The organism is Sideroxyarcus emersonii (assembly GCF_021654335.1).
Taxonomy (GTDB): Bacteria; Pseudomonadota; Gammaproteobacteria; order Burkholderiales; family Gallionellaceae; genus Sideroxyarcus; species Sideroxyarcus emersonii.
In genome coordinates, this window is record NZ_AP023423.1 from 522,828 (window position 1) to 545,641 (window position 22,814).

Here is a 22,814-nt window from a genome sequence, read left to right on the forward strand (position 1 = left end):
ATTATTCATTCGGTTCAGGATGTGATGCGCAGCTCGTGCGGCTGGTTCAGCCAGTTCCATCCCGTTGCCAATTGCTCCTGCCGCAGGTCGCCGTAACCCCAGGCAGCATAATAGAACATGAGACTGTTCGCACTTGCAGCCTCGCCGTCTTCGCGTTTATCACCCACGTAGACCGTGGTATCTGCAGCAAGCCCCAGTTCGCTGATCTGTTTCGCCAGTAGTTGCGCCTTTCCCGGCAGGCGCGGTTCAACCATGTCCAATGCATATACAGAAACGAAGCGGTCTTTCCAGCCCAGGTTTTCAAGAATGGCATGGGTAACTGAATAGCGCTTGTTGGTGCTGATGTGCATGGTTACGCCAGCCGCTGCAAAATGCGCCAGCATGGTTTCGATGCCCGGATAGGCGGAAGTGGTGGATACGCCGGTGTGGTCGTAATGCCGCTTGAACCGCTCGGTTAATGACTGGAGCAGCGCGGTATCGTTGCTGCCGCTCAGCCGTGTCAGCGTTTCCAGCAATGGCGGGCCGATCAGGTTCGTATCAAGGGGGGCGCTGGGCTTGATACCCGCCTCGCGCAGCGTTTCAGAAAAGGCGCGCAGTATTCCCGGTGCGGAATCGACGAGCGTGCCATCGAAATCGAAAACCAATGTCTTGCGCATCGACATTATCAACTCTGCAATTGCTAGCCGAGCACAACGAGACCGCTGGCCCAGTATTCGGCCGCTTGTCCGAAATGCGGTCTGCGATTGAAGGTCAGGTTGTAGCCGTAGGCTTCAAAGTGATAGCCGACATTCTCTTTTTCACCGGTCAATGCAGCCAGCCAGAGGAGGGGCGGGTAGCCATCGGTCCTGAGCAGCATATCAGGTGAACCGGTCAAGGCAGCGCTGGTGTCGAACCCGCCGGCAAGCAGGAATTGCTCGGGCAGCCTGCTTGTTTGTTCGAGTGCAGCAGGGATCGAGTATTCCGTGAGACAGGGGAAGAGATATCCCACGACCGGCCCCTCATGCATGGCGGCCAGCAGTCGCTGGTGACGTGATAGCGGAGAAATGCCAAGCTTGCCGACGAGCCCTCCCTTGTGATGGTTGACAAAAGCATATGTGGGAAACTTTTTGGCAAAGGCGTTTTGCACCGCCGGCAGATAAATTTTTTCCAACGCTTCGCCATAATCAGGGTAACTGGCCTTGGGCAGGAGGAATGGGACTCGCACGCCGTCGGCGATTCCTTTGGTCTCGGGGGCGTTACGCAATGTTTGCAGGATGGCTTCGGCTCGCTGTTCGAACTCTGCTGCCGAGATGCCATTTACAACTCCAAAGTGTTCTTGTATCCGTGCATGGATATCCGCGTAATTGATCGACGGTTGCGCGAACGCGAAATAATGCCGCGACTTAAGGTAAGCCGCTGCCGCCAGCCCTGACGGGATGCAGCGGCCATGTTCATCGAAGAACGATGAGGCTGTTGCCGTCAATCCAGGTTCTTTTGCGACAACTTCGGTGGGGTTCATGGACATCTCATTTCAATTAGATCGAACAACGCTATGTCCTTAATCGACCAGGGAGTCAGCATCCGAGAATCCCTGCCCCCATGGCACGGGCAGGAGAGTGGCTCCTTTGGTCTTTTCCATGTGCAGTTTGATGAATTTCGGATCCTCGCCAATGATGCAATCTGGCCGGTATGGACCCAGCCAGGGGTTGCGCATGCCGCGTGCGAGGATCTCCTTGAGCGGCGTTTCACGCAAATTGCCGAGCGAAAGATCGATGTACGGGCAGGGGGTGACCTGAAATGTCGAAGTTACAGTGATGATTCCCTTTACTGTGATGCATCCCTTGAATGAACCGTAGCTCGGGGTCATGTGGGTGAATACGTTGTACTCTTTCTCCAGTTCGCGCAGGACGTCCGCGTCCTCCTTGGCGATGACGAATTCCGGATGATCGGTACAGGAACCAGTGGGCTTTGCGTAAGAGACGTACAGTCCGATACAGCGGTCGGTTGCGAACTTGCACAGGTTGCGGAATTCCTCAGTCTTCGCTCGGCCCTTGATCAGTACCGTCGAAAGCAGAAGATTGAGGCCGGCATCCAGCGAAGCGTCGATCGCGCGCATCACTTTCTTGTACGAACCGGGCTTGTTCCGGAATGCGTCATGTTCCTGCTCGATGAAACTGTCCAGCGACAATTGCACTTTCTCCACGCCGATCGACTTGAGGTGTCTGGCTTTCGTATCATCGAGAAACCAGCCGTTTGTGTCGGTGATGACGTAATGCTTCTCAGGATCGATGGCTTCGACCACGGCATCGAAATCCTTCATCACCAACGGTTCGCCGCCGGTGATCACAAACCGGGCGAGTCCCAGCTCATCAGCCTGGCGCGAAAGCTCCCGGATGTCCGCCAGGTCGATCTTCCTTCTCGTGTCTTCGATCTTGAACACCTTCTTCTGGTGGCGATCCATGTAGTATTCGGCCGAACAGTGCGTGCACTGGAAGTTGCACAGATAGCTTTTCTCCAGCCTGATGATTGGGCTGATCTCGCCGCGTTCTTCCATTTCGGAGATGGCGGCAAGCTTGGCAGCGATGTAGGGTTTCCTGGCTTTCAGGCCCTCGCGCTTGGCTTGTTCGGCAGGACTCAGCTGGCTGCCCGTCGTTTTTACAGTAGAAATCATGCAGGACACTTGCTCCATATTTATAAACGAATAGCCAAGTGCTGGTTATACCAGTTGCAGGCCGTCTTCGCGCAGAATCGCCACGCGCATGGAATTCCCCCATTCGCGTCGAATATATCTGGCAACCTCATCCGAGTAACTCGCCGCCATCACGATGATAAGGGCGACGGGATGAGTGTTCAAACGTTCCGGAGCGACGATGGGAATGTGACTGGCCGGAGTGAACCTGTTTTGTTTGAATGGTGCCGAATCCACTACGTAGTCGATTTCGCCGGCCAGTTCCAGTAACGCGATCATGGCGAGTGCCTGATGTCCCGCCCCCCAGATGGCGATGCCTTGCGCGCCGTGCTGTCGAATGACGTCGCGAAATTCGTGTTGCAGTTTTAGCCGGCTGACAGCAAAGGCAGAAACGTCGCAGGGTTTGCGTTTGCGCACCACGGCGGACAGGATGTAGCCGTGCCAGACCTCGTTGCATTCAATCACCTCGAAACCGTTCAGTCGCAGCAGTGTTTGCAACGTATCGCGCGTGAAGTAGCATAGGTGGTCGCTGATGAATTCGGCAAACAGGTTTTTGTTCAGGATCATGTCGAAGTTGGGTACCTCGACCAAGCCGATACCGTCATCGCTCAGGTTGTGTGCAATGCCGCGCAATCCGGCATTCGGATCCGGCCAATGTTCGAGAAAGCTCAGGACGGCAAAAGCATCGAACGGTGCGTGTGGCACGGCGTAATCTGCGCTATCGATAAAACCGCATGCTGCATTCAGGCCCTGTGCCATGCAGTGCGCAACCGAGGGTTCGGCATATTCGATACCATAAGCATCAACGCCCTCTTCCTGGAACAGGCTCAGGTATTCGCCGCGTCCACAGCCCACTTCGAGCAGTTTTTTCCCCAGCAACCCATGTTTGCGCACGAAAGCAGCGAATTGTTCGTGCCTGAACTCTTTCATTTCGGCAGAAAACGCAGCGGCACGCACCACTTCTTTGTAATAGGGCACCGGTGCGTTTCCGGTCTGCACCAGACCGCAGGCGGCACACTGATAGATGTCCAGGTCGACGCCCGCATCTTGCGCCAAGGAGTCAGCATTTGGCAGGAACTGCGCAGCCTTGGGCATGTTTCCGAAATGCAACAGGCGTTCGCTGCCGAGCGGTAGTGAGCACATTCTGCATAACGCGCGGGACATACGGCTGACCTAGTGTTTTCTGGCGGTTAACGATTGTTCGGACAAACCGGCAATCATCTCGGTTTGTAATATATGCAGTGGCAGCAGCGGAGTCATGTCTTCCAGCGGCATTGATAACATGGAGCCGTCGGCTTGGGGCAGGGCGGATACTTTCGGTGCCAGTGCTTCATTGGCGGTCAGTCGCACATCGACCAATAAAGGACGCGGTTGCGATAGCGCCTGTTGCAGCTTCTGTTTCAATTCCGAAGCGTCGCTGATGCACAGGAATGGCAGATCGTAGGTCGCCGCGACTTTTTCCAGGTCGGGCAACAGCAGCCCGGCTTCAGGACCGGTGCCGACGAAGCGTCCGTTGAAATAGCTGCGTTGCGTGTTGCGGATCGAGGCATAACCTTCGTTGTTCATCACGATCAGGCAGATGGGCAGGTCGAATGCGCGCATTGTTGCCAGTTCCTGGATGTTGAGTTGCAGGCTGCCGTCGCTTTCTATCGCGACCATCGGTTTGCGGTCACCTGCGAAACAAGCGCCGATAGCCGCAGGCAGTCCGTATCCCATGGCGCCAAGGCCCGAGGTCAGAAAGACGCGCTGTCCCGGTTTGTTACGAAAGATGGTGTAAAAGGCTTCGACGGCCAGACCAGAACTACCAGTGCTGACGATGGTGTTTTCGGGAATGGCGTCGGATAAAGCATCCATCAACTGGTAATGGCTGATGGGGCCTGTGGCCGGGAAGGGGGTGCCATCGTTCGCCGGGTAGCGCAATTTCCAGTCCGTGCAGCGCTCTTTCCATGGTTCCCAGCCTGGCTGGGGCTGTGGTTTCGCATCCAGCCATTTGGACAGGAAAGATTTCGCATCCACAGCCAACGCCAGGGTGATATTCATGTCGAGTTTATCTATCTCGTTGTGATCTACATCGACCACGACCTTTTTTGCATTCCTGGCAAAACTGCGCGGGTTGTAGGCAGTGATGATGTTGTCCAGCCGGCTGCCGACGCTGATGAGCAAGTCACAGTTCTGCACGGCGAAATTGGGTGCACGTAAAGCGACAACTCCGGGACGTCCGACCAGAAGTGGGTGATCGTAAGGCAACAGGTCGAGTGCGTTCCAGGTGGTGACCACAGGTATTCCCAGCTTTTCGGCCAGCTCGCGGAACATCGGCACACCTCCGGCAAGTCGCACCCCGTGTCCTGCCAGCAGCAATGGACGCTTGGCGGAGTTAAGCAGAGTTTGCAACTGTTCGATCCCACCGGTGAATGACTTCTGCGTTGCGTCGGGCGATTCGCTCTGCCAGCCAGGCAAGTTTGATGGATCGATGGGAGCGCCCTGCACGTCGAGCGGAACGTCGATCCATACCGGTCCGGCCCGGCCGCTACGCGCGTAATGGACGGCACGCTCCATTGCGATTCGGATGTCTTCGGGACGCTCTATCGTCACTGCATATTTGGTGATGCTCTGGACGATCTTGACGATATCGACTTCCTGTACACCTTTCTGCCGCAACGGCGAATCGCGCAGCATGTCTGCACGTTTGACCTGGCCTGAAACGATCAGCAACGGCACGGATTCGATCCAGGCGCCGGCGACGGCTGTGATCGCATTGGTCGCTCCGGGGCCGGTGGTCACCATGGCTACGCCGAGATTCTCGTTGATGCGCGAGTAGGCTTCAGCTGAGATGGCAGCTGCCTGCTCATGCAGACAGGCCACCGCTTCGATGTCAGGATGTTTGCCGACAGCATCCATCAGGTACATGGCACCACCGCCGGGGAGGAGAAAGACATGTTTGATGCCCAACTTCGCAATAAAGTCGGCAATATAATCAGCAACCCGATATTGTGTGCCCAATTTCCTCAATCCATCCAGTAAGTCAGCAGGGTCTTGCGTTGTTTGTTTGCCATGATTGCAGGATCTGTGTAGAACGAATCATTCTTGTCGTGTGTGGTCGATATTTCTTCGATGACTGCGCCGCTCTCCGCCTTGAATGCATGGCGTACGCCGGGCTCAATGGTTACGACATCTCCTGGTCGATACAGTCTTCCCACTCCATTCAGTTCAAGCATGACTTCGCCATAAATGATATGGAAGGTTTCTTCTTTCTTTTCGTGATATTGCTCTGGATGTATCTGGCCAGGAAGGCTGACAAGCAGTTTTTTGCAATAACCACGGTTGATCACGGTGATGATCACAAGACCTACCTCATCGAAACGGTCGAGTCCGTAATGATGCGATACTTCCAGGTCGGCCCCTCCTGGCACGACGATCTGGGTGCGTGACAAAAGCTCTTTGACCTGACGAGCGATATCCCAGATGCGGGCGCGGCGATCTACGCAGTTTGTGTTGGATGGGGCAACTGCCTCATCACGTGCAATGTCGGCAGTAGCTGTGAAATCGGCATATTTGAACCAGTTGTTGGCGGTAAACTGATTGTGCTGGGGCGGGAAGGCAAAATACACATCTTCGCTGCTGATGGTTTCACCTGCAGCTATTGCCCGTCGAGCAAAAATGCCGCGTTGCAACGAGCGCAGACTGGAAATTTCCTGCGGGTTTGCGGGGAGTCGGGCGTCGCCTGTGCCGCACAGAATCCAGGCTTGCTGCGCCGCCTGCAGCCATGCCCGTACCTGTTCCGGGTTGGCAGAATAGGCGTTGAGCGTATAGGTGTCGGTCGGGAGGCCGACATGTTTTTCGAAGAGCGTAGCGCCCTTGGCAATGGCCAGCTTGACGATGTCGATATTGTCCGGTTGTTCGTGTGTGGAGAATCCTATTCGTACGCCCGGATAGCGAGCTCGCAGGAAATCCATCTGCGACAGATGCATGTGGTCATCCGGCGTCGGGTACTCGCCGACGCAGTGCAGAATGGCGAATTCTTTATGTCGATGCGCGAAGAAGCTGACCACGCGGTCGATTTCCTCCAGTCGTGCGCCCGCTGTGGAAGCGACAATCGGCTTGTCGCTCAGCACAATACGCTCCAATAGCGGCCAGTCAGTGAACGAGCAACTGGCGATTTTAATGATATCCAGATCCTGCTCATCAATGAGATCAACCGATGGCTCATCGAACGGTGTTGCCATGGTTATAAATCCCTGCTCACGCATTGCTGCTACCAGTCGATCAAACTCCGGCCGACTCAATCGTGTTTCCTCGAAACGTTTGACATATTTAAGGTCGTCGCGCCCCTTGGCCGCTGGATGAATAAAGGTACCCAGGTCGCGGTATTGCAATTTGAGTGCGAAATTGAAAGGAAAATCTTTGCACACTTTTCCAAACGCGTGGATTAAATCCAAACCATGTTGGACGTCGCCCATGTGATTGTTCGCCATTTCAAGAACAAAAAGCGGTGTTGGAATGGTCGCGGACATTATTGATCTTTCTAATAATTTCTATTATTACCAAGTTCCGCCTGAGGGATTCAGTCAGCATTGTGTTAATAAAAACCAGGCAGCCTTTTCCAGTTTGGGGGAAAGATCGCCCCGAAGGTATTGCGTATTATTTGACGATGTTTGCAAGGTTAATATCCAATCATAATTTTAACCACTGACCCTGGCCAAATTTATTCTAGTGTTTTAATCGCTGCCTGCTGCATCTGGGCCACATAGCGCTGCAGCAGCATGGTGGTTTTTCCATCCGGGTTGACGAAAACGCAGCCGACCCGGCGTTTCACCCTGCCGGAGCGGTCGGTGATCTCGAAAGCGTTCTTCACTTCGATGGCTGCTTTCAGCTTGCCGATCCCGGGCAGGTCGATCTCGCAATGATCGTACACCATGCCAGGCTGCAGTTCGATCCCGGTCGCTTCGCATACCAGCGCCACACCGCCGATGCTGATATCCATCACGGTCACTTCATGCTGGATGTGCGCTTTTTCAGGAACCGGACGGATGATGCATTTGAGTGCGTTGGCCTCCGGTGTGACCAGCCGGTAATAGTCGCGTCGTTGCAGGCGCAGCAGTTTCCGCGGCAGGGCCAGGCTGAATGCGGCTGCGTTTTCATACAGTCCCAGCACGACATCGCCCGCGACGAACTGTACCTTGGCCTGATTGTGCGTCGTGACGAAGATGACTCGCTTGCTGCGTTCGATGTGCCGATTGTCGAGCGGATTGGAGGCGGCATCTATCCAGACCCCATGCTCATCGACTGCAAGGATCATGGTCAGGACCATGCTGTTGCCTTCGTTGTAGTACAGGGCGACGCGCGATTTGCGCTGCGCGATGGTTTGCAGGATGGAGATGATCTCTTTGGGATTGCTGATGAGATAGTCGTTTTCCTCGTCGTTCGAGAACAGTTCTATTTTCAGCGGGATCTCTTTGGTACGCATGGGGCCTTAATCGTCAACGTGGTTTCACCTTTGACGATTGTAACGGGTTTGCAATCGGCGCAGTACCTGGAATTGACGTGGTTTCTCCCCGTTCCAGGCGGTATAGCCAGGCCAGCAGCTCGGCCACTGCCAGGTAGAGTTGCGGCGGGATATGCTGGTCCAGTTCCACCTGCATCAGCATGCCGACCAGTTCCTCGGATTCATGCACATACACACCATGTTCCCTGGCCCGCTCGATGATGGCCTGGGCGATAAGCCCCCTGCCGCTGGCCACTACCTTGGGGGCGGCGTCGCCTTTGCTATAGGCCAGTGCGACGGCCATTTGCCGGGATGGCGGTTTATCCGGCGTGTTCATTGGGGGTGATCTGGCTATGGGTGACGTTGATGCCGCGTTCCGACAGGGCGGCGATCAATTGCGAACTGCTGCTGTTCAGCATGTCGCGGGTTTGCGCATCGGGGGCGGAAAAAGACAGTTTCAAGGCATTGCCGTTGAAATCCAGACGGGCGGAAATGCTGCCCAGATGGGGGAGGTCGAGGTCGATCCGGGTAGTCCATTGCCCGGTTTCCTGGTGCTGTCCATTGCGTTGCTGCGATTCTTCACGCACTTCCCAGCGCATCTCCTGGCCTTGCCATACCTGGCCTTGCCAAAGGACCTGGTGCGTTTCCAGCGCATTCATCTGTTGCTGCACCAGCGTTTGCAGGTGGTCCGGGATATGCGCGACTGTATTGCGCTGTCCGCTCGCGGCGGTGGGATTCGGCATCGTATTGTTGATGGTTTCCATGCTTCTGGCGAGCGCGGTCTGTTGCGGCTGGGCCGACATTTGCTGGGCCGGTTGCGGGTGCCCGGATTTCGGCTGGGCTTGCGCCAATTGGTTCTGCGGCTCCTGCAGTAATTGTGTGGTGGGGCGTGTTCCGGCGATCCACTGAGCCTGGTGCGATTCATAGAACAGGCCGCTATGGCTCAGCGCATCGTGCAGCTTATTCGCGAGTTGCGTGGTGTCGGGCAGTACTCGTTCGCCGGTCCACAGCGGGGCGCTTTGGATGGGGCGCACATAGCTTCTTTCCAGCGGCTGCTGCGAGAGCGAGGAGAGCAGGCGCGAGGCGGCGCTGAGCGACTCGGGGGTGGAAACCGGATTGGAGGAGGCTGCCAGGGTAAAGGTCAGGCGTGGCTGCAGTGAGGCGACCTGCAGGATGAGGGTATCGCCTGGACGGATAAAGTTCGGCAACTGCATCTGCAGCAACTGGTCGGCGACCCGGACGTTGAATGTGCTGGGCGCGACCTGCGCCTGCACGGTACCTTGTACTTTCTGGCCTATCTCGAATTGCCCGGCTGGATTGGCGTTGCCCTTGGCCGGTGTTGCCGTGATGAGAGGCTTATCGGTGAGCGACAGCGCCTTGAGCGTGGAGATCAGGTTGGCAGGCAGCATGCATCATGGAAATGCTTAGGAATTGACGAGGTAGGCCTGCTGCAGCCGTTGCTCGCTGCGGTTGCTCTGCATGATGCGCTGCAGCTGCTCCATCCAGCTCTCGGTGCGGCTGCGGATGTCTGCATCGTCTGCGAGTATCTTCTTGAGCAAGGCGATCTTCTGCGCACGCTCTTCCGGGTTGGATGGCACGACATCGCGCGGTTTGATCTCCTCTACCTTGCGCTTGCATTCCTGTTCCAGCGAGATCAGCCGGTCCCATTCGCCACCCACGGCCGCATCGCGCATCTGTCCGGTGATCCCGGACAGGCGTTGGTATTCTTCCAGCAGCATGGACATTGCTCAGCCCCTTCCGTAAACAAGTGCGGGTTGCTTGCTTGTTGGTACCGGCTGTTGCGGTACCGCAGACAACGATACTTCCTTGACGGGACGGATGCTATCCCAGGCTCCCTTGATTTCACCCAAGAGTCGCGTTACTTCATCCAGTGCCTCGACATCGTTCTTCAGGTTGGCTTGAGTCAGGCGTATGCACATGTATCCATACAATGCATCCAGGTCTTGTGCCAGTTGTCCCCCGACGTTTTTGTCCAGACTGGCCTGCAATCCTTCGCCGATGATACGGATGGCATGCGAGATGGCCTTGCTCTTGGCGGGGACGTCGTTGCGCAGGATGCCGTTCCGGGCATTGGCGATGGCCAGCAAAGCGCCCTGATAGAGCATCGTGATCAGCATATGGGGGTCGGCCGCATGCAGGCTGGATTCGACCCCGATTTTTGCGTAAGCATTGGTAGCTAGGTTTGCGTTCATGATCATGCCCCTTACTTGGTGCTGGTTAATGCCTGGGTGAGATAGGAACTGGTGCTGTTCATGCTCGACAGCATCATGTTCAGGTTGCTGTACTGGGTGGTGTAATAGGCCTGAAGCGCATTCATCCGGATGTTCAGCTGGCTGATCTTGTTGTTGAGCCCGGTGATGGATGTGTTGATGTCGGAAATGTGCTGGGATATCAGGCCACCGGCGGTGATGGTTGAAGTGGCCCAGGCATCCAGGCGGGTGGCGAATCCTGTTGCAGAATTGAACAGATTGGTCACGTCGCTGTAGTTGTTCGTCAGGGCGGTGTTAAGCGCTGCGCTATCCAGTTTCAGGGTGCCGTCCGTCTGGGTGGTGATGCCGACCTGCGCAAGGGAGGTCAGGCTGCCTCCGGCTGCAGGCGTTGCTGGCGTCATGAAAATGCTTTGCAGCTGTCCCATCATCAGCCGCACCGTTCCGTCGCCAGCCAATGAGCCTGCGGTCGACGTGGCGGTGCCGTAGGCCGATCTGGACTTCAGTTGGGCGTACAAGGCGTTATAAGTGCTGACGAAATTGGATGCGGCGGTGTTGATCGCATTGGTATCATGGGCCACCGTCAGGGTGGCAGGGGCTGTGGTGATCGCACCTAGCGTAAACGTGACGCCCTGGATGGCGCCGCCAACCGTGTTGGTCGAGCTGGTCATCGCGATGCCGTTCATCGTGTAGCTCGCATTCTGCGCAGCAACCGTCTGGGTCATGTTCTTCGTGCCGGCGGGGTCATAAGCCAGCAGCGTATCGACACCGTTGCCGGCCCCGTTGGTGGTGATCTTGAGGCTGTTGCTGGCGCCGCTGGTGCTGGAAGAGATGACAAGACGATAAGGGGTGGCGCTGCCATCATTGACGATAGTGGCCGTCACGCCGATATTCGCTGTATTGATCGCATCCCTGATGCCTTGCAACGTATTGTTGGTGCTGTCGATGGTGATGCTTTTCGTGCCGCTGCCATTGGAGGTGAACGTGGTGCCGCTGGTGGTGCCGAAATCGAAAGTTACCGTCGTCGAGGTACCCGCATTGATCGTTGCAGTAGTGCTGGTCTGGCCGGTCGCAACCAGACTTTGCGCCTGGGCCAGAGCGCTCACGTTCAGCGAATAAGTTCCCGCTACTGCAGAACTGGTTGCAGTGGCAGTAATGCCCGCGTTCGACGATACCGCACTGAACCCTTGCAAGCTGGTAGTGAGGCTTTGTTCCGCGCTCTGGAAGCTGGAGATCAATCCCTGGATTGTCCCCAAGGAGGAGATCTGGGATTGATAACTGGCGATCTGCGTATTGAGCGTGTTGATCGGCTGGCGCTCGACCGACATCAGCTGCGAGACCAGACTTGGAACGTCAATGGTCCCCGCGCTTGTTGATGCCGCTACTGATGCCATGGCAACCTCCTATACTAAGCTTGCTGTTTCAGCAGTATACCCTGCTGCAGTTTATGCGTATTCAGGTACTGGTCTATCGATTCCGCGATTCCTAGCACGGCTTCGGAAGGGAACTGACTGACCACTTTGCCGGTTGTCGTGTCCATCATCTTGACTACAGGCGTTTTGGTGCCGGGATCTACTGCGAATTCCAGGCTCTGGTTCGATTGTTGCATCGCACTGTTGATCTTGTTGATGGCATTGTTCAACTGCTCGGCCGAAGGCGGTTGAGTAACGGATGCTGCGGCGGCAGTTTGCGGAACGGCAACAGCAGGCCCGTCATTGCTGACTGGCCTGACTGGCAGCGTACCTTGGCTGCTTATGTTCTGGATGATCATTTTGGATCTCCTTTGATCTAGGCGCCTAACCGTTGTTCCGGTCAGGCGCCTACATTTTTACTGGTTAACGTAACAGGGTCAGCACGGAATTCGGTGTCTGGTTCGCTTGTGCCAACACTGCCGAGCCCGCTTGCTGCAAGATGTTGTTGCGGGTCATCGCGGTTGTCTCTGCGGCATAGTCCGTATCCATGATGCGGCTGTAGGCGGCGGACAGGTTCACCGAGGCGACCTGCATGGTGGCAACGGCCGATCCGAAGGTCGCCATGTCGGCACCATAGTTGGATCGTGCGGTATTCACGGTGGAGAGGTCGGTCGTGATGGTGGAGACCGTAGTGCCGGTGGGTGCCGTGATGGCTGCACTGACACCAGTCACAGTGTTGCCGGAGCCGTCGACCGTCACTGCAGTTGCGGCGGTGGTCAGGCCGGCGATACGCTTGTTTTCGGCCAGCAGCGCGGTAGTCTCGGCGCCGGAAGCGGTGCCGCCCAGCTGCACGGCGATCTCATACAGGCGCTGCAGATTGGCTACGATCTGTCCTGCATAGCCGTCATTGGTCTGGGCAGTCGAGATCGCGTTGTTGGCGCCCTGGATGGCGATGTTGGTGCCGCGAATCTTGCTGTCGTAATTGGTGGCAATGACCAGGCCGGTGGGGTCATCCTTGGCGCTGTTGATGCGCAGACCCGAAGACAGGCGCTGTTGGGCGGTTTGCAGGGCGAGAGCCGATTTGTTCAGGGCTGCTCCGGCAAACAGGGCCGCAACGTTGGTATTGATGACTTGTGCCATTTTATGCTCCTTGGTTATTTAACTGCATTTTGCTGCTGGTTTTCTGGTGCCTGACCGGAATACCGGTCAGGCGCCTACATTTTTACTGGTTAACGTAACAGGGTCAGCACGGAATTCGGTGTCTGGTTCGCTTGTGCCAACACTGCCGAGCCCGCTTGCTGCAAGATGTTGTTGCGGGTCATCGCGGTTGTCTCTGCGGCATAGTCCGTATCCATGATGCGGCTGTAGGCGGCGGACAGGTTCACCGAGGCGACCTGCATGGTGGCAACGGCCGATCCGAAGGTCGCCATGTCGGCACCATAGTTGGATCGTGCGGTATTCACGGTGGAGAGGTCGGTCGTGATGGTGGAGACCGTAGTGCCGGTGGGTGCCGTGATGGCTGCACTGACACCAGTCACAGTGTTGCCGGAGCCGTCGACCGTCACTGCAGTTGCGGCGGTGGTCAGGCCGGCGATACGCTTGTTTTCGGCCAGCAGCGCGGTAGTCTCGGCGCCGGAAGCGGTGCCGCCCAGCTGCACGGCGATCTCATACAGGCGCTGCAGATTGGCTACGATCTGTCCTGCATAGCCGTCATTGGTCTGGGCAGTCGAGATCGCGTTGTTGGCGCCCTGGATGGCGATGTTGGTGCCGCGAATCTTGCTGTCGTAATCGGTGGCAATGACCAGGCCGGTGGGGTCATCCTTGGCGCTGTTGATGCGCAGACCCGAAGACAGGCGCTGTTGGGCGGTTTGCAGGGCGAGAGCCGATTTGTTCAGGGCTGCTCCGGCAAACAGGGCCGCAACGTTGGTATTGATGACTTGTGCCATGTTAGTTCTCCTTTAACTTGACTTACTTGCGGCTGTTTCGCCGCTCACTTTGGTTTGCCGTTTTATGTAGCTTGGCAGCCGCCGTTGGATCAGTTATCGGAGCTTTATGGGAAAACTTTAGTGCTGAATGAAATTTGCAGGCGATTAAACAGGTTCATTCTGCCGCCACCACCCGGTTCTTGCCGGTCTGCTTGGCCTTGTACATGGCCTTGTCGGCGCGGCCGATCAGGTCCTCGGCATCCTCGTTCTCGCCGCGTAGCGCCACGCCGGCGCTGAAGGTGACCAGGATCCGCTCGTTGTTGTGCAGGAAGAACTTCTTGGTCAGGTCGCGCTGCAGACGCTGCAATGCCTCAATCCCGGCTTGCAGGTCGGTGTCCGGCAATACGATGAGGAACTCTTCACCGCCGTAGCGCCCTACTGTATCGGCAGGGCGCAACGTTTCTTTAATGACTTTTGTCAGGTGCACCAGGGCGTGATCGCCGGCCTGATGTCCCAGCGTATCGTTCAATTGCTTGAAATTATCGATATCGAGCAGGGCGACGCTGACGGCTGTGCGGCTGCGATCGGAGCGTTTGAGTTCGCGATCCAGGGTCTCGTCCAGCCCGCGCCGGTTGAGCGCGCCGGTGAGCTGGTCTTCGCGTACCAGTTCGCTGACCTGCTCCAGTTCCTGTTCCAGCGCCCTGATGCGCGCTTCCGCCTCGTCGGCCTGCTTCTTGGAGGAAAGCATCTCTTCGTGCGAACGCATGACGCTGGTCTGGATCACGCGGGTGTCGTGCATCACATCCTTGAGAATATGGCTAAGCTCGGTCAGGTTGTCCGCCTTGCCGATCTTCTGGCTGTAGCCTTCGATCTTGCTGTGGTATTCGCCGGTGCTCTCGGTCAATTCGCCCAGGCGGTCGATGAAGGTGGTCATCAGGCTCTTCAATGTCGCCTTGGCGTCGGTCAGGCTTTGTTTGAGCGTGCTTTGCTTGATGATGGCATCGCGCAGGTTGCGTTCCGCATCGGCAATCGAGCGCTTGTCCAGCGGGTTGGCGATGATCTCCTGCAGGGCGGCGATCTGGCCGTGCAGCCATTTATCGTCTTCCACCATCTCGCTGACGTTTTCCACCAGCAGGCGCAGCAGGCGCACCAGGCCTTCCTGTATCTTCGCCTTGTCGCCGCCGCGCAGTTCCAGCTTGAGCCAGAACTGCCGCAGCTGCTTGGCGAGGTCGTTAAGGCGTTCCTTGTTGTCGGTGCTGCGCACCAGCGATACCAGCGCCTGGATCTCGTCGTTCATCTCTGGCTGCGAGGTCAGCGTGCTTTCCAGCGACTGCGCCAGCAGTTCGCGCAGTCGCCCCAGCAACTCCTGATGGTCGGCCAGTGCTGGCGCCGCGCCGCCTGCGGTGGGGGAGGCATCCGGCTGGACCGCGGGAACCAGGTCTGCGGCGCTGGGGCCGGTGGGGGCGGTAGACCACGAGCGCAGCAGGCCTTGCAGTTTGCCGAACAACACCTCGGGGTCGCTGGCAAAGCGCGTGAGCACGGTGTCCACGCCGTCCTTCTTGCGGGTGACGGTGATGCCCTTGTGCGGCGTCTCCAGCTGGCGCAGCAGGTCGCGGATCAGTTCCGCCCAGGCAGGCACCAGTTTGCCTTTGCTGGTTGTGGCGCCGATGTCGTCGGCCGACGGTGCGGGAGCCGGTTCGCCGCTGATCTCGCGATACATCTGCACATAGTTTTCCGGTGTCGGCGCAAGTTTGCGCGCGGCGAGGGTGGTGAACGTTTCGCGGGCGATTTCGGAAGGTGACTTGGTTTTGCTCATGGGGCGAAGGTGGCGGTAGTCGATGCGGGGATTATCCGGTAACGCGGCGGTCGTTAAACTCGGAATAGCGGCAGTTTCCGGTTCTATTTGGCCCGGTTATTCGATCAGGTGATTGCTGATGGCATAATGGATCGCTTCTGCATTGTTCTTCAGCTTCATCTTTTCCAGCAGGCGCGAGCGGTATACGCTGACCGTCTTGGGGCTGAGCGACATGATTTCCGCCATCTCGCTCAATTTCTTGCCCGAGGCCATCAGGCAGAGGGTCTGGTATTCTCGGTTGGAGAGCGTCTGGTGCAGCAATTCCTGGTAGCCCTGCGACAGCCCGTTGGCCAGCTGTTCCGCCAGTTCGGTGCTGATGTATTTCTTCCCGCTGGCGACCTGGCGGATGGCGGTGACCAGTTGCAGCGGTGCGCTTTGTTTGTTGAGGTAGCCGGCCGCGCCGGCCTTCATGGAGCGCAGGGCGTATTGTTCTTCCGGATGCATGCTGAGCATCAGCACCGGCAGCTGCGGACGGTTGGCCCTGAGCTGTTTGAGTACGTCGACCCCATGTTTGTCCGGCATGCTGATGTCCAGCAGAACCACATCGTAGTCGGTCTCCTCCACCATGCGGATGGCCTGCATGCCGTTCTCCGCTTCGCCGATCACGCGCATGTCGTCGGTGTCGTCCAGCAATTGCTTCAGGCCCTTGCGGATGAGTGCGTGATCGTCGGCTATCAGCACTTTTATCATTGCGGTATCGCTTCTCAAAATAGGTTCTGTTGTGCCAGCAGGTCGTCTGCGGTGATGCGCCCCGTTTCGCGCGGGATGAATACGCCGATCTGCGTTCCCTGTCCGGCTGGGCTGTCGATATTCACCTTGCCGCCGAAGTATTCTACCCGTTCGCGGATGCCGCGTAAGCCGAATGAACGGGGTTTGGCGCGGTCGGTCTGGGTGATGCCGCGTCCGTTGTCGTGCACTTTCAGCTCGATGCCGCCATCGCGTTCATGCATGCGGACCTCGACCTTGCTGGCCTGGGCATGTTTGGTGATGTTGGCGAGCGTCTCCTGGAAAATGCGGAACAGGGCGATGGAGATGTCGGGCGGGATTTCGTCCGGTATTTTGTCGTGTTCGAAGACGCAGGAGATGCCGGTGCGTTGCTCGAACTCGTCCACTTCCATCTCGATGGCGGCGACGATGCCGAAGGTGTCCAGCACGCTGGGGCGCAGGCTGCGCGATATGTTGCCGGCTGCCGCGATGCATCTGTCCACCAGCGCTTCGATGTTCTGCGCCTTTTCCGCCAGCGCCGGTTTTTCGGTCAGGCGGCCGCCCAGCCATGCGATGTCCAGCTTGATGGCGGTGAGCGTGCTGCCGAGCTCGTCGTGCACTTCGCGGGCGATGGCGATGCGTTCCTGCTCCCTGACTTCCTGTATGTGCGAAGAGAGCTCGCGCAGCTGCGCCTTGGATCGCCGGATCTCCAGCTCGGCTTCCTTGCTCTGCGTGATGTTGAAGATGATGCCTTCCCACTGGATGCCGTTGGGCGTTTTGCGCGGACTGGAGCGAAGGTTGATCCATTTGATCTCGTTGCCGGGCAAGGTCAGCACGCGGCCTTCCCAGTTCCAGAACGACAGGTTCTTTGCGGAGGCCTGCATGCTCTGCCGGTAGGAAGGAGCATCTTCCGGGTGCAGCATGGATTCGAACAGCGATGAGGTGCGGGCCAGGTCCTGCGGCGCGATCCCCAGCAATGCGTGGCATCCTTCGCTGACGTAGGGGAAGCTCGCCTGGCCGTCATTTTGCAGCAGCATCTGGTACGCCATGCCGGGCAGGTCGGCGATGAACGCATGCAGGCGGGTCTGGTTTTCCTGCAGCGCCAGTTGTGCGCTGCGATGCGCCTGGCGGATGCGCGCTTCGCGCAGGTTGTGTTCGATTGCAGGGGCGAGGCGGTTCAGGCTGCCCTTGAAGATGTAATCGTCGGCGCCATGCCGCATGGTGTGAATAATGGTCTCCTCGCGCAAGTCGTGGGAGAGGAACAGGAAGGGGATGTCCGCCCCGCTGCTTTGCATGAGCTCGAGTGCGGGCAGGCCACCGAAGCCGGGCGGATCATAGCTGCACAGCACGACATCGAACTGTTCCTTGAGCAGCGCCGATCTCATGTCGCTTGCGTTGCCCACCCGCAGATGGTCAAGTTGGTAACCCGCTTGCGACAGCTTGTCCAGGGTGCGTTGCGCGTCGGCGCTGGAAGATTCGACCAGTAAGGCGCGGAGTTTCTTGGCAGTCATTCTGTTTTCCCGTACGATTATTGGGATTATAAGCGGCGTCTGTGCCGTGCACTAGGCCGGAATTTCGGTAGAATACCGGCTGTTACCGAACCTGCCACCTTATGTCTTCCGCCCGTCCTGCCGTTGTTCCCGAGAATCTGCTCCGCCCGGAAGTGCTGGGTCTGCATGCCTATCATGTGCCTCCCGCAGGCGGCATGGTCAAGCTGGACGCAATGGAAAATCCCTATCCGCTGCCGCAGGTGCTGCGCGAGGAGATCGCGCGAGTGGTGGCGGATGCCGAGATCAACCGCTATCCGGATGCGGCGGCAAGTCAGCTCAAGGCCGATATCCGCAAGGTGAGCGGCCTGCCGGCCGGCATGGAGGTCCTGCTTGGCAACGGTTCCGACGAGATCATCCAGTTGCTGGCGCTGGCGGTCGCCAAACCCGGCGCGGTGCTGTTGAGCGTGGAGCCGTCGTTCGTCATGTACAGGATGATTGCCACTTTTGCCGGCATGAAGTATGTCGGCGTGCCGCTGGCGGCGGATTTTTCGCTCGACCTGCCGGCCACGCTGGAGGCTATCCGGCGCGAACGTCCCGCACTGGTATTCCTCGCTTATCCCAACAACCCGACCGGCAACCTGTTCGATGCCGCAGCGATCCGGCAGGTGGTCGAGGCGGCGCCGGGGCTGGTCGTGGTGGACGAGGCTTATTACGCCTTTGCGCGTGACAGTTTCATCCCTCATTTGGCGCGGTATGACAACCTGCTGGTGATGCGCACTTTCTCCAAGCTCGGCATGGCAGGGTTGCGCCTCGGCTTCCTGGCCGGTTCGCCCGCCTGGCTGGAGCAGCTGGAAAAACTGCGCTTACCGTATAATGTGGGCGTCCTGCCGCAATTGGTCGCGGCAAAGTTACTGCAGCATCACGATGTATTGCTGGCGCAGGCGGAAAGCATCAAACAGGAGCGCACTGGACTGTTGCGCGCATTGACCCGGATCGAAGGGGTGCATGCTTATCCCAGTGAAGCCAATTTCATCCTGTTCCGCGTGGCAAAAGCCACGCAGGTATTCGAAGGGCTGAAGCGGCGCGGTGTGCTGATCAAGAACCTGAACGGGGGACACCCGGCATTGACCGATTGCCTGCGCGTTACGGTAGGGACGCAGCAGGAAAACGAGCGGTTCATGGCAGCGTTACAAGATACCATTAACCAATAACCAACCCGCATAAGGCGAATCATGCGTAGCGCAAAAGTCAGTCGCAACACCCTGGAGACCAAGATTGCGGTCGAACTGAATCTGGACGGGGCGGGCAAGGTCAAGCTGGATACCGGCCTGCCGTTCCTCGAGCACATGCTGGACCAGATTGCACGGCACGGACTGATCGATCTGGACATCGACGCCAAGGGTGACCTGCATATCGACGCACACCATACGGTGGAAGACATCGGCATCACGCTGGGGCAGGCACTCAACCAGGCGATCGGGGACAAGAAGGGGTTGCGCCGTTACGGGCATGCCTATGTGCCGCTGGATGAAGCGCTGTCGCGCGTGGTGCTGGATATCTCCGGCCGTCCCGGTCTGGTGTTCAATGTCGATTTCGTGCGTTCCAACATCGGTGAATTCGAAGTCGACCTGATCCGCGAATTTTTCCAGGGTTTCGTCAACCACGCCCTGGTGACGTTGCACATCGACAACCTGGCCGGCGACAATGCGCATCACCAGGCCGAGACCATCTTCAAGGCGTTCGGTCGGGCCCTGCGCATCGCGCTGGAGATCGATCCGCGCATGGCCGGCGTCATGCCATCCACCAAGGGAACGTTATAACGTCTCAATCATGGTTGATATCGCAATCGTCGATTACGGCATGGGCAATCTGCGCTCTGTGCAACAGGCTGTCCGCAAGGTCGCACCGCAAGCGAACATCGCGGTGACGGGCGAGGCCGGGGTGATCGCTGCCGCCGGACGGGTGGTTTTCCCCGGCCAGGGGGCGGCACCCGATTGCATGCGCGAGATCCGTTCCCGCGGCCTGGACAAGGTGATCGCCGATGTGGTCGGGGAAGGCAAGCCGTTCCTCGGTATCTGCATGGGGCTGCAAGTGCTGTTCGAGCACAGCGAAGAAGGAGATACGCCTTGCCTGGGGCTGTTCGCCGGGCCGGTCAAACGTTTTGCCTCCGGCTTGCAGGATGCGCAGGGCAACAAGCTCAAGGTGCCGCACATGGGCTGGAACCAGGTGCATCACGGCAAGCATGCTTTGTGGGACGGCATCGCCCAGGATGCGCGCTTCTATTTTGTCCACAGCTACTATGTACAGCCGCGCGATGCAGGGCTGGTGCAGGCCACCAGCGACTATCCGCAGCCCTTTGTCTGTGCGGTGGCGCGTGATAATTTATTTGCCGTTCAGTTCCACCCGGAGAAGAGCGCGGCGGCCGGCTTGAGGCTGCTGCAAAATTTCATCAACTGGAATCCTGTGTGACCTTAAATCATGGATACTAAAACGCTGATCATCCCCGCGATCGATTTGAAAGACGGACAATGTGTGCGCCTGCGGCAAGGCGTGATGGAGGGCGCAACGGTGTTCTCCGACGATCCCGCCGCGATGGCCAAACACTGGCTGGCGCAAGGTGCGCGTCGTCTGCATCTGGTGGATCTCAACGGGGCATTCGCCGGCAAACCCAAGAACGAAGCGGCGGTGCGCAGCATCGTCGAGGCGGTCGGCGGCGATATGCCGATACAACTGGGCGGCGGTATCCGCGATCTGGAGACCATCGAGCGCTATCTCGACCTTGGCGTGACTTACGTCATCATCGGCACCGCTGCCGTGAAAGTGCCGGGATTCCTGCATGAGGCATGCGATGCCTTTCCCGGCCACATCATGGTCGGGCTGGACGCCAAGGGCGGCAAGGTCGCGGTGGACGGCTGGTCGAAACTGACGGGACACGATGTGGCCGATCTGGCGCAGCGCTTCGAAGGTTACGGCGTCGAAGCCATCATCTATACCGATATCGGGCGCGACGGCATGATGACCGGCGTGAACATCGAAGCGACTGTGGAGCTGGCGCGGCCATTGCACGTGCCGGTCATCGCCAGTGGCGGCATCACCAATCTGGACGATGTGCGCGCGCTGTGTGCAGTGCGCGCCGAAGGCATCACCGGTGCCATTACCGGGCGCGCCATCTACGAGGGCACGCTGGACTTCAAGGCGGCGCAGGCCTTGGCGGACGAACTGTCGCCAGCCGTGATCTGATGCTGGCCAAACGCATCATTCCCTGCCTCGATGTGACTGCCGGTCGCGTGGTCAAGGGCGTCAGCTTCGTCGAGCTGCGCGATGCCGGCGACCCGGTGGAGATCGCGCGCCGCTACGACGAACAGGGGGCGGACGAACTGACCTTTCTCGACATCACCGCCAGTTCCGATGATCGCGGCATCATTTTCCGCATCATCGAGCAGGTTGCGGAACAGGTCTTCATTCCGTTGACGGTGGGCGGCGGCGTGCGCGAGGTGCAGGATGTGCGCAACCTGCTCAACGCCGGAGCGGACAAGGTCAGCATCAACACCTCGGCGGTGGTCAATCCGCAACTGGTGGCGGATGCCTCGGCAAAGTACGGTTCGCAGTGCATCGTGGTCGCCATCGACGCCAAACAGGTCGGGCCGAACAGGTGGGAGGTGTTCACCCACGGCGGACGCAAGGCCACCGGGCTGGATGCGGTGGAATGGGCTAAGAAGATGCAAACCCTGGGCGCGGGCGAGATCCTGCTGACCAGCATGGACCAGGACGGGCAGAAGCGCGGTTTCGATCTGGCGCTGACGCGCGCCGTGACCGATGCGCTGGAGATTCCGGTGATCGCCAGCGGCGGCGTGGGCAACCTGCAGCATCTCGCCGACGGCGTCAAGATTGGCGGCGCGGATGCGGTGCTGGCCGCCAGCATCTTCCATTTCGGCGAATACACGGTGCTGCAAGCCAAGCAGTTCATGGCGCAGCAGGGTATCGAGGTGAGACTGTGACCGAGAGCTGGTTGAACAAAGTCAATTGGTCGGACGACGGCCTGGTGCCGGCCATCGCCCAGGATGCGGCAACCGGTCGCGTGCTGATGGTGGCCTGGATGAACCGCGAGGCATTGAAACGCACCGCCGAATCCGGCGAGGCGATATACTGGTCGCGTTCGCGCAAGAAGCTGTGGCACAAGGGTGAGGAATCCGGCCACATCCAGCAGGTCCGGGAGATCCGGCTGGACTGCGATGCCGACGTGATCCTGCTGCAAGTGGAGCAGCAAGGCGGGATCGCCTGCCACACCGGGCGCGAAAGCTGTTTCTACAGCAAGCTGGAAGACGGCGCGTGGGTGGAGACCGATGCGGTGCTGAAGGATCCCGACGAGATATACAGGAAATGAGCAACGATACTTTACAACGGCTGAGCGGAACCATCGAGGCACGCAAGAACGCTGCGCCGGAGTCGTCCTATGTCGCCAAGCTGTTCAGCAAGGGCGACGATGCGATCCTGAAGAAAGTGATCGAGGAGGCGGGCGAGGTGTTGCTGGCGGCCAAGGATGGCGACCGGCAGCACCTGGTGTACGAGGTGGCGGACCTGTGGTTTCACAGCATGGTGTTGCTGGCGCACAAGGGCCTGAGCGCGGACGACGTGCTGCAGGAACTGGCGCGGCGCGAAGGCGTATCCGGCATCACGGAGAAGGCGGGCCGGAAATGAGCGACAACTGCCTCTTCTGCAGGATCGTGCGCGGCGAGATACCCAGCCGCAAGGTGTACGAGGACGACGAGGTGTTCGCCTTCCACGACATCAATCCGGTCGCACCGGTGCATTTCATGCTGATCCCCAAGCAGCATCTGGTCTCCCTGCTGGATGCGGAGGAAAGGCACGCGGCCCTGCTGGGCCGCATGCTGCTGCTGGCCCCAAGGCTGGCACGCGATCAGGGGCTGCAGGACGGTTTCCGCACCGTCATCAACAGCGGCAAAGGCGGCGGCCAGGAAGTGTTTCATCTGCATATACATGTCATCGGCGGCGGCAACATTCCGCCGATGGTCAAGCGTAGTTAATCGA

Annotated in this window: 26 protein-coding genes; 8 read left to right on the forward strand and 18 right to left on the reverse strand. The window is 58.4% G+C overall.

Annotated elements, in window-relative coordinates:
- Positions 1-14 precede the first annotated feature (14 nt).
- The 18 genes from L6418_RS02490 to L6418_RS02575 form a co-directional block, all read right to left on the reverse strand.
- Complete coding sequence (locus tag L6418_RS02490; protein WP_237247903.1) at positions 15-662, reverse strand: HAD family hydrolase; 648 nt, start codon at positions 660-662, stop codon at positions 15-17.
- A gap of 17 nt (positions 663-679) precedes the next feature.
- Complete coding sequence (locus tag L6418_RS02495) at positions 680-1,498, reverse strand: hypothetical protein (RefSeq protein ID WP_237247904.1); 819 nt, start codon at positions 1,496-1,498, stop codon at positions 680-682.
- A 39-nt stretch (positions 1,499-1,537) separates the two neighbouring features.
- Positions 1,538-2,650 (reverse strand): radical SAM/SPASM domain-containing protein, encoded by a 1,113-nt coding sequence (locus L6418_RS02500; protein WP_237247905.1) that lies wholly within the window; start codon positions 2,648-2,650, stop codon positions 1,538-1,540.
- 45 nt (positions 2,651-2,695) lie between these two features.
- On the reverse strand, positions 2,696-3,811 hold the full coding sequence (locus L6418_RS02505) for a class I SAM-dependent methyltransferase (RefSeq protein WP_237247906.1): 1,116 nt from the start codon (positions 3,809-3,811) through the stop codon (positions 2,696-2,698).
- Positions 3,812-3,841: 30 nt separating this feature from the next.
- Positions 3,842-5,668: a thiamine pyrophosphate-binding protein gene (locus L6418_RS02510; RefSeq protein ID WP_237247907.1), complete on the reverse strand. Its 1,827-nt coding sequence runs from the start codon at positions 5,666-5,668 to the stop codon at positions 3,842-3,844.
- A 5-nt stretch (positions 5,669-5,673) separates the two neighbouring features.
- Positions 5,674-7,179, reverse strand: a complete 1,506-nt coding sequence (locus tag L6418_RS02515) for an N-acetylneuraminate synthase family protein (protein ID WP_237247908.1) — start codon at positions 7,177-7,179, stop codon at positions 5,674-5,676.
- A 191-nt stretch (positions 7,180-7,370) separates the two neighbouring features.
- Positions 7,371-8,132, reverse strand: coding sequence for a flagellar brake protein (locus L6418_RS02520; RefSeq protein WP_237247909.1), 762 nt, complete (start codon positions 8,130-8,132; stop codon positions 7,371-7,373).
- 13 nt (positions 8,133-8,145) lie between these two features.
- Positions 8,146-8,487: an EscU/YscU/HrcU family type III secretion system export apparatus switch protein gene (locus tag L6418_RS02525; protein WP_237247910.1), complete on the reverse strand. Its 342-nt coding sequence runs from the start codon at positions 8,485-8,487 to the stop codon at positions 8,146-8,148.
- Entirely contained in the window at positions 8,471-9,559 is a 1,089-nt protein-coding gene (locus L6418_RS02530; RefSeq protein ID WP_237247911.1) for a flagellar hook-length control protein FliK, read from the reverse strand. The genes L6418_RS02525 and L6418_RS02530 overlap by 17 nt, the downstream gene beginning before the upstream one ends.
- A gap of 15 nt (positions 9,560-9,574) precedes the next feature.
- Positions 9,575-9,895, reverse strand: coding sequence for a flagellar protein FliT (locus L6418_RS02535; protein ID WP_237247912.1), 321 nt, complete (start codon positions 9,893-9,895; stop codon positions 9,575-9,577).
- Positions 9,896-9,898: 3 nt separating this feature from the next.
- Positions 9,899-10,363, reverse strand: a complete 465-nt coding sequence (gene fliS, locus L6418_RS02540) for a flagellar export chaperone FliS (protein WP_237247913.1) — start codon at positions 10,361-10,363, stop codon at positions 9,899-9,901.
- 11 nt (positions 10,364-10,374) lie between these two features.
- The gene (gene fliD / locus L6418_RS02545; RefSeq protein WP_237247914.1) at positions 10,375-11,772 is read right to left on the reverse strand and encodes a flagellar filament capping protein FliD; all 1,398 of its coding nucleotides are present in this window, start codon (positions 11,770-11,772) and stop codon (positions 10,375-10,377) included.
- A 14-nt stretch (positions 11,773-11,786) separates the two neighbouring features.
- Positions 11,787-12,149, reverse strand: coding sequence for a flagellar protein FlaG (locus L6418_RS02550; protein ID WP_237247915.1), 363 nt, complete (start codon positions 12,147-12,149; stop codon positions 11,787-11,789).
- 64 nt (positions 12,150-12,213) lie between these two features.
- Positions 12,214-12,930 (reverse strand): flagellin, encoded by a 717-nt coding sequence (locus tag L6418_RS02555; RefSeq protein WP_237247916.1) that lies wholly within the window; start codon positions 12,928-12,930, stop codon positions 12,214-12,216.
- Between the two features lie 89 nt (positions 12,931-13,019).
- The gene (locus tag L6418_RS02560) at positions 13,020-13,736 is read right to left on the reverse strand and encodes a flagellin (RefSeq protein ID WP_237247917.1); all 717 of its coding nucleotides are present in this window, start codon (positions 13,734-13,736) and stop codon (positions 13,020-13,022) included.
- Positions 13,737-13,890: 154 nt separating this feature from the next.
- Entirely contained in the window at positions 13,891-15,531 is a 1,641-nt protein-coding gene (locus L6418_RS02565) for a GGDEF domain-containing protein (RefSeq protein WP_237247918.1), read from the reverse strand.
- A gap of 96 nt (positions 15,532-15,627) precedes the next feature.
- Positions 15,628-16,260: a response regulator transcription factor gene (locus L6418_RS02570; protein WP_237247919.1), complete on the reverse strand. Its 633-nt coding sequence runs from the start codon at positions 16,258-16,260 to the stop codon at positions 15,628-15,630.
- Positions 16,261-16,274: 14 nt separating this feature from the next.
- On the reverse strand, positions 16,275-17,786 hold the full coding sequence (locus L6418_RS02575; protein WP_237247920.1) for an ATP-binding protein: 1,512 nt from the start codon (positions 17,784-17,786) through the stop codon (positions 16,275-16,277).
- A 101-nt stretch (positions 17,787-17,887) separates the two neighbouring features.
- On the opposite strand from L6418_RS02575, the gene hisC reads away from it, so the two are divergent.
- Genes hisC through L6418_RS02615 form a run of 8 tightly spaced genes read left to right on the forward strand, consistent with a single transcriptional unit; the run spans position 17,888 to position 22,810 of the window.
- Positions 17,888-18,976: a histidinol-phosphate transaminase gene (hisC, locus tag L6418_RS02580; protein WP_237247921.1), complete on the forward strand. Its 1,089-nt coding sequence runs from the start codon at positions 17,888-17,890 to the stop codon at positions 18,974-18,976.
- A gap of 21 nt (positions 18,977-18,997) precedes the next feature.
- On the forward strand, positions 18,998-19,585 hold the full coding sequence (gene hisB / locus L6418_RS02585; protein ID WP_237247922.1) for an imidazoleglycerol-phosphate dehydratase HisB: 588 nt from the start codon (positions 18,998-19,000) through the stop codon (positions 19,583-19,585).
- Positions 19,586-19,595: 10 nt separating this feature from the next.
- Positions 19,596-20,234: an imidazole glycerol phosphate synthase subunit HisH gene (hisH, locus tag L6418_RS02590; protein WP_237247923.1), complete on the forward strand. Its 639-nt coding sequence runs from the start codon at positions 19,596-19,598 to the stop codon at positions 20,232-20,234.
- 9 nt (positions 20,235-20,243) lie between these two features.
- Positions 20,244-21,005, forward strand: coding sequence for a 1-(5-phosphoribosyl)-5-[(5-phosphoribosylamino)methylideneamino]imidazole-4-carboxamide isomerase (hisA, locus tag L6418_RS02595; protein ID WP_237247924.1), 762 nt, complete (start codon positions 20,244-20,246; stop codon positions 21,003-21,005).
- On the forward strand, positions 21,002-21,763 hold the full coding sequence (gene hisF / locus L6418_RS02600; protein WP_237248691.1) for an imidazole glycerol phosphate synthase subunit HisF: 762 nt from the start codon (positions 21,002-21,004) through the stop codon (positions 21,761-21,763). The genes hisA and hisF overlap by 4 nt, the downstream gene beginning before the upstream one ends.
- A complete protein-coding gene (gene hisI, locus L6418_RS02605; protein WP_237247925.1) occupies positions 21,760-22,149 on the forward strand; it encodes a phosphoribosyl-AMP cyclohydrolase in 390 nt (129 codons plus the stop codon). Before hisF ends, hisI begins: the two co-directional genes overlap by 4 nt.
- On the forward strand, positions 22,146-22,463 hold the full coding sequence (locus tag L6418_RS02610) for a phosphoribosyl-ATP diphosphatase (RefSeq protein WP_237247926.1): 318 nt from the start codon (positions 22,146-22,148) through the stop codon (positions 22,461-22,463). Before hisI ends, L6418_RS02610 begins: the two co-directional genes overlap by 4 nt.
- Positions 22,460-22,810, forward strand: coding sequence for a histidine triad nucleotide-binding protein (locus L6418_RS02615; RefSeq protein ID WP_237247927.1), 351 nt, complete (start codon positions 22,460-22,462; stop codon positions 22,808-22,810). The genes L6418_RS02610 and L6418_RS02615 overlap by 4 nt, the downstream gene beginning before the upstream one ends.
- Positions 22,811-22,814 lie beyond the last annotated feature (4 nt).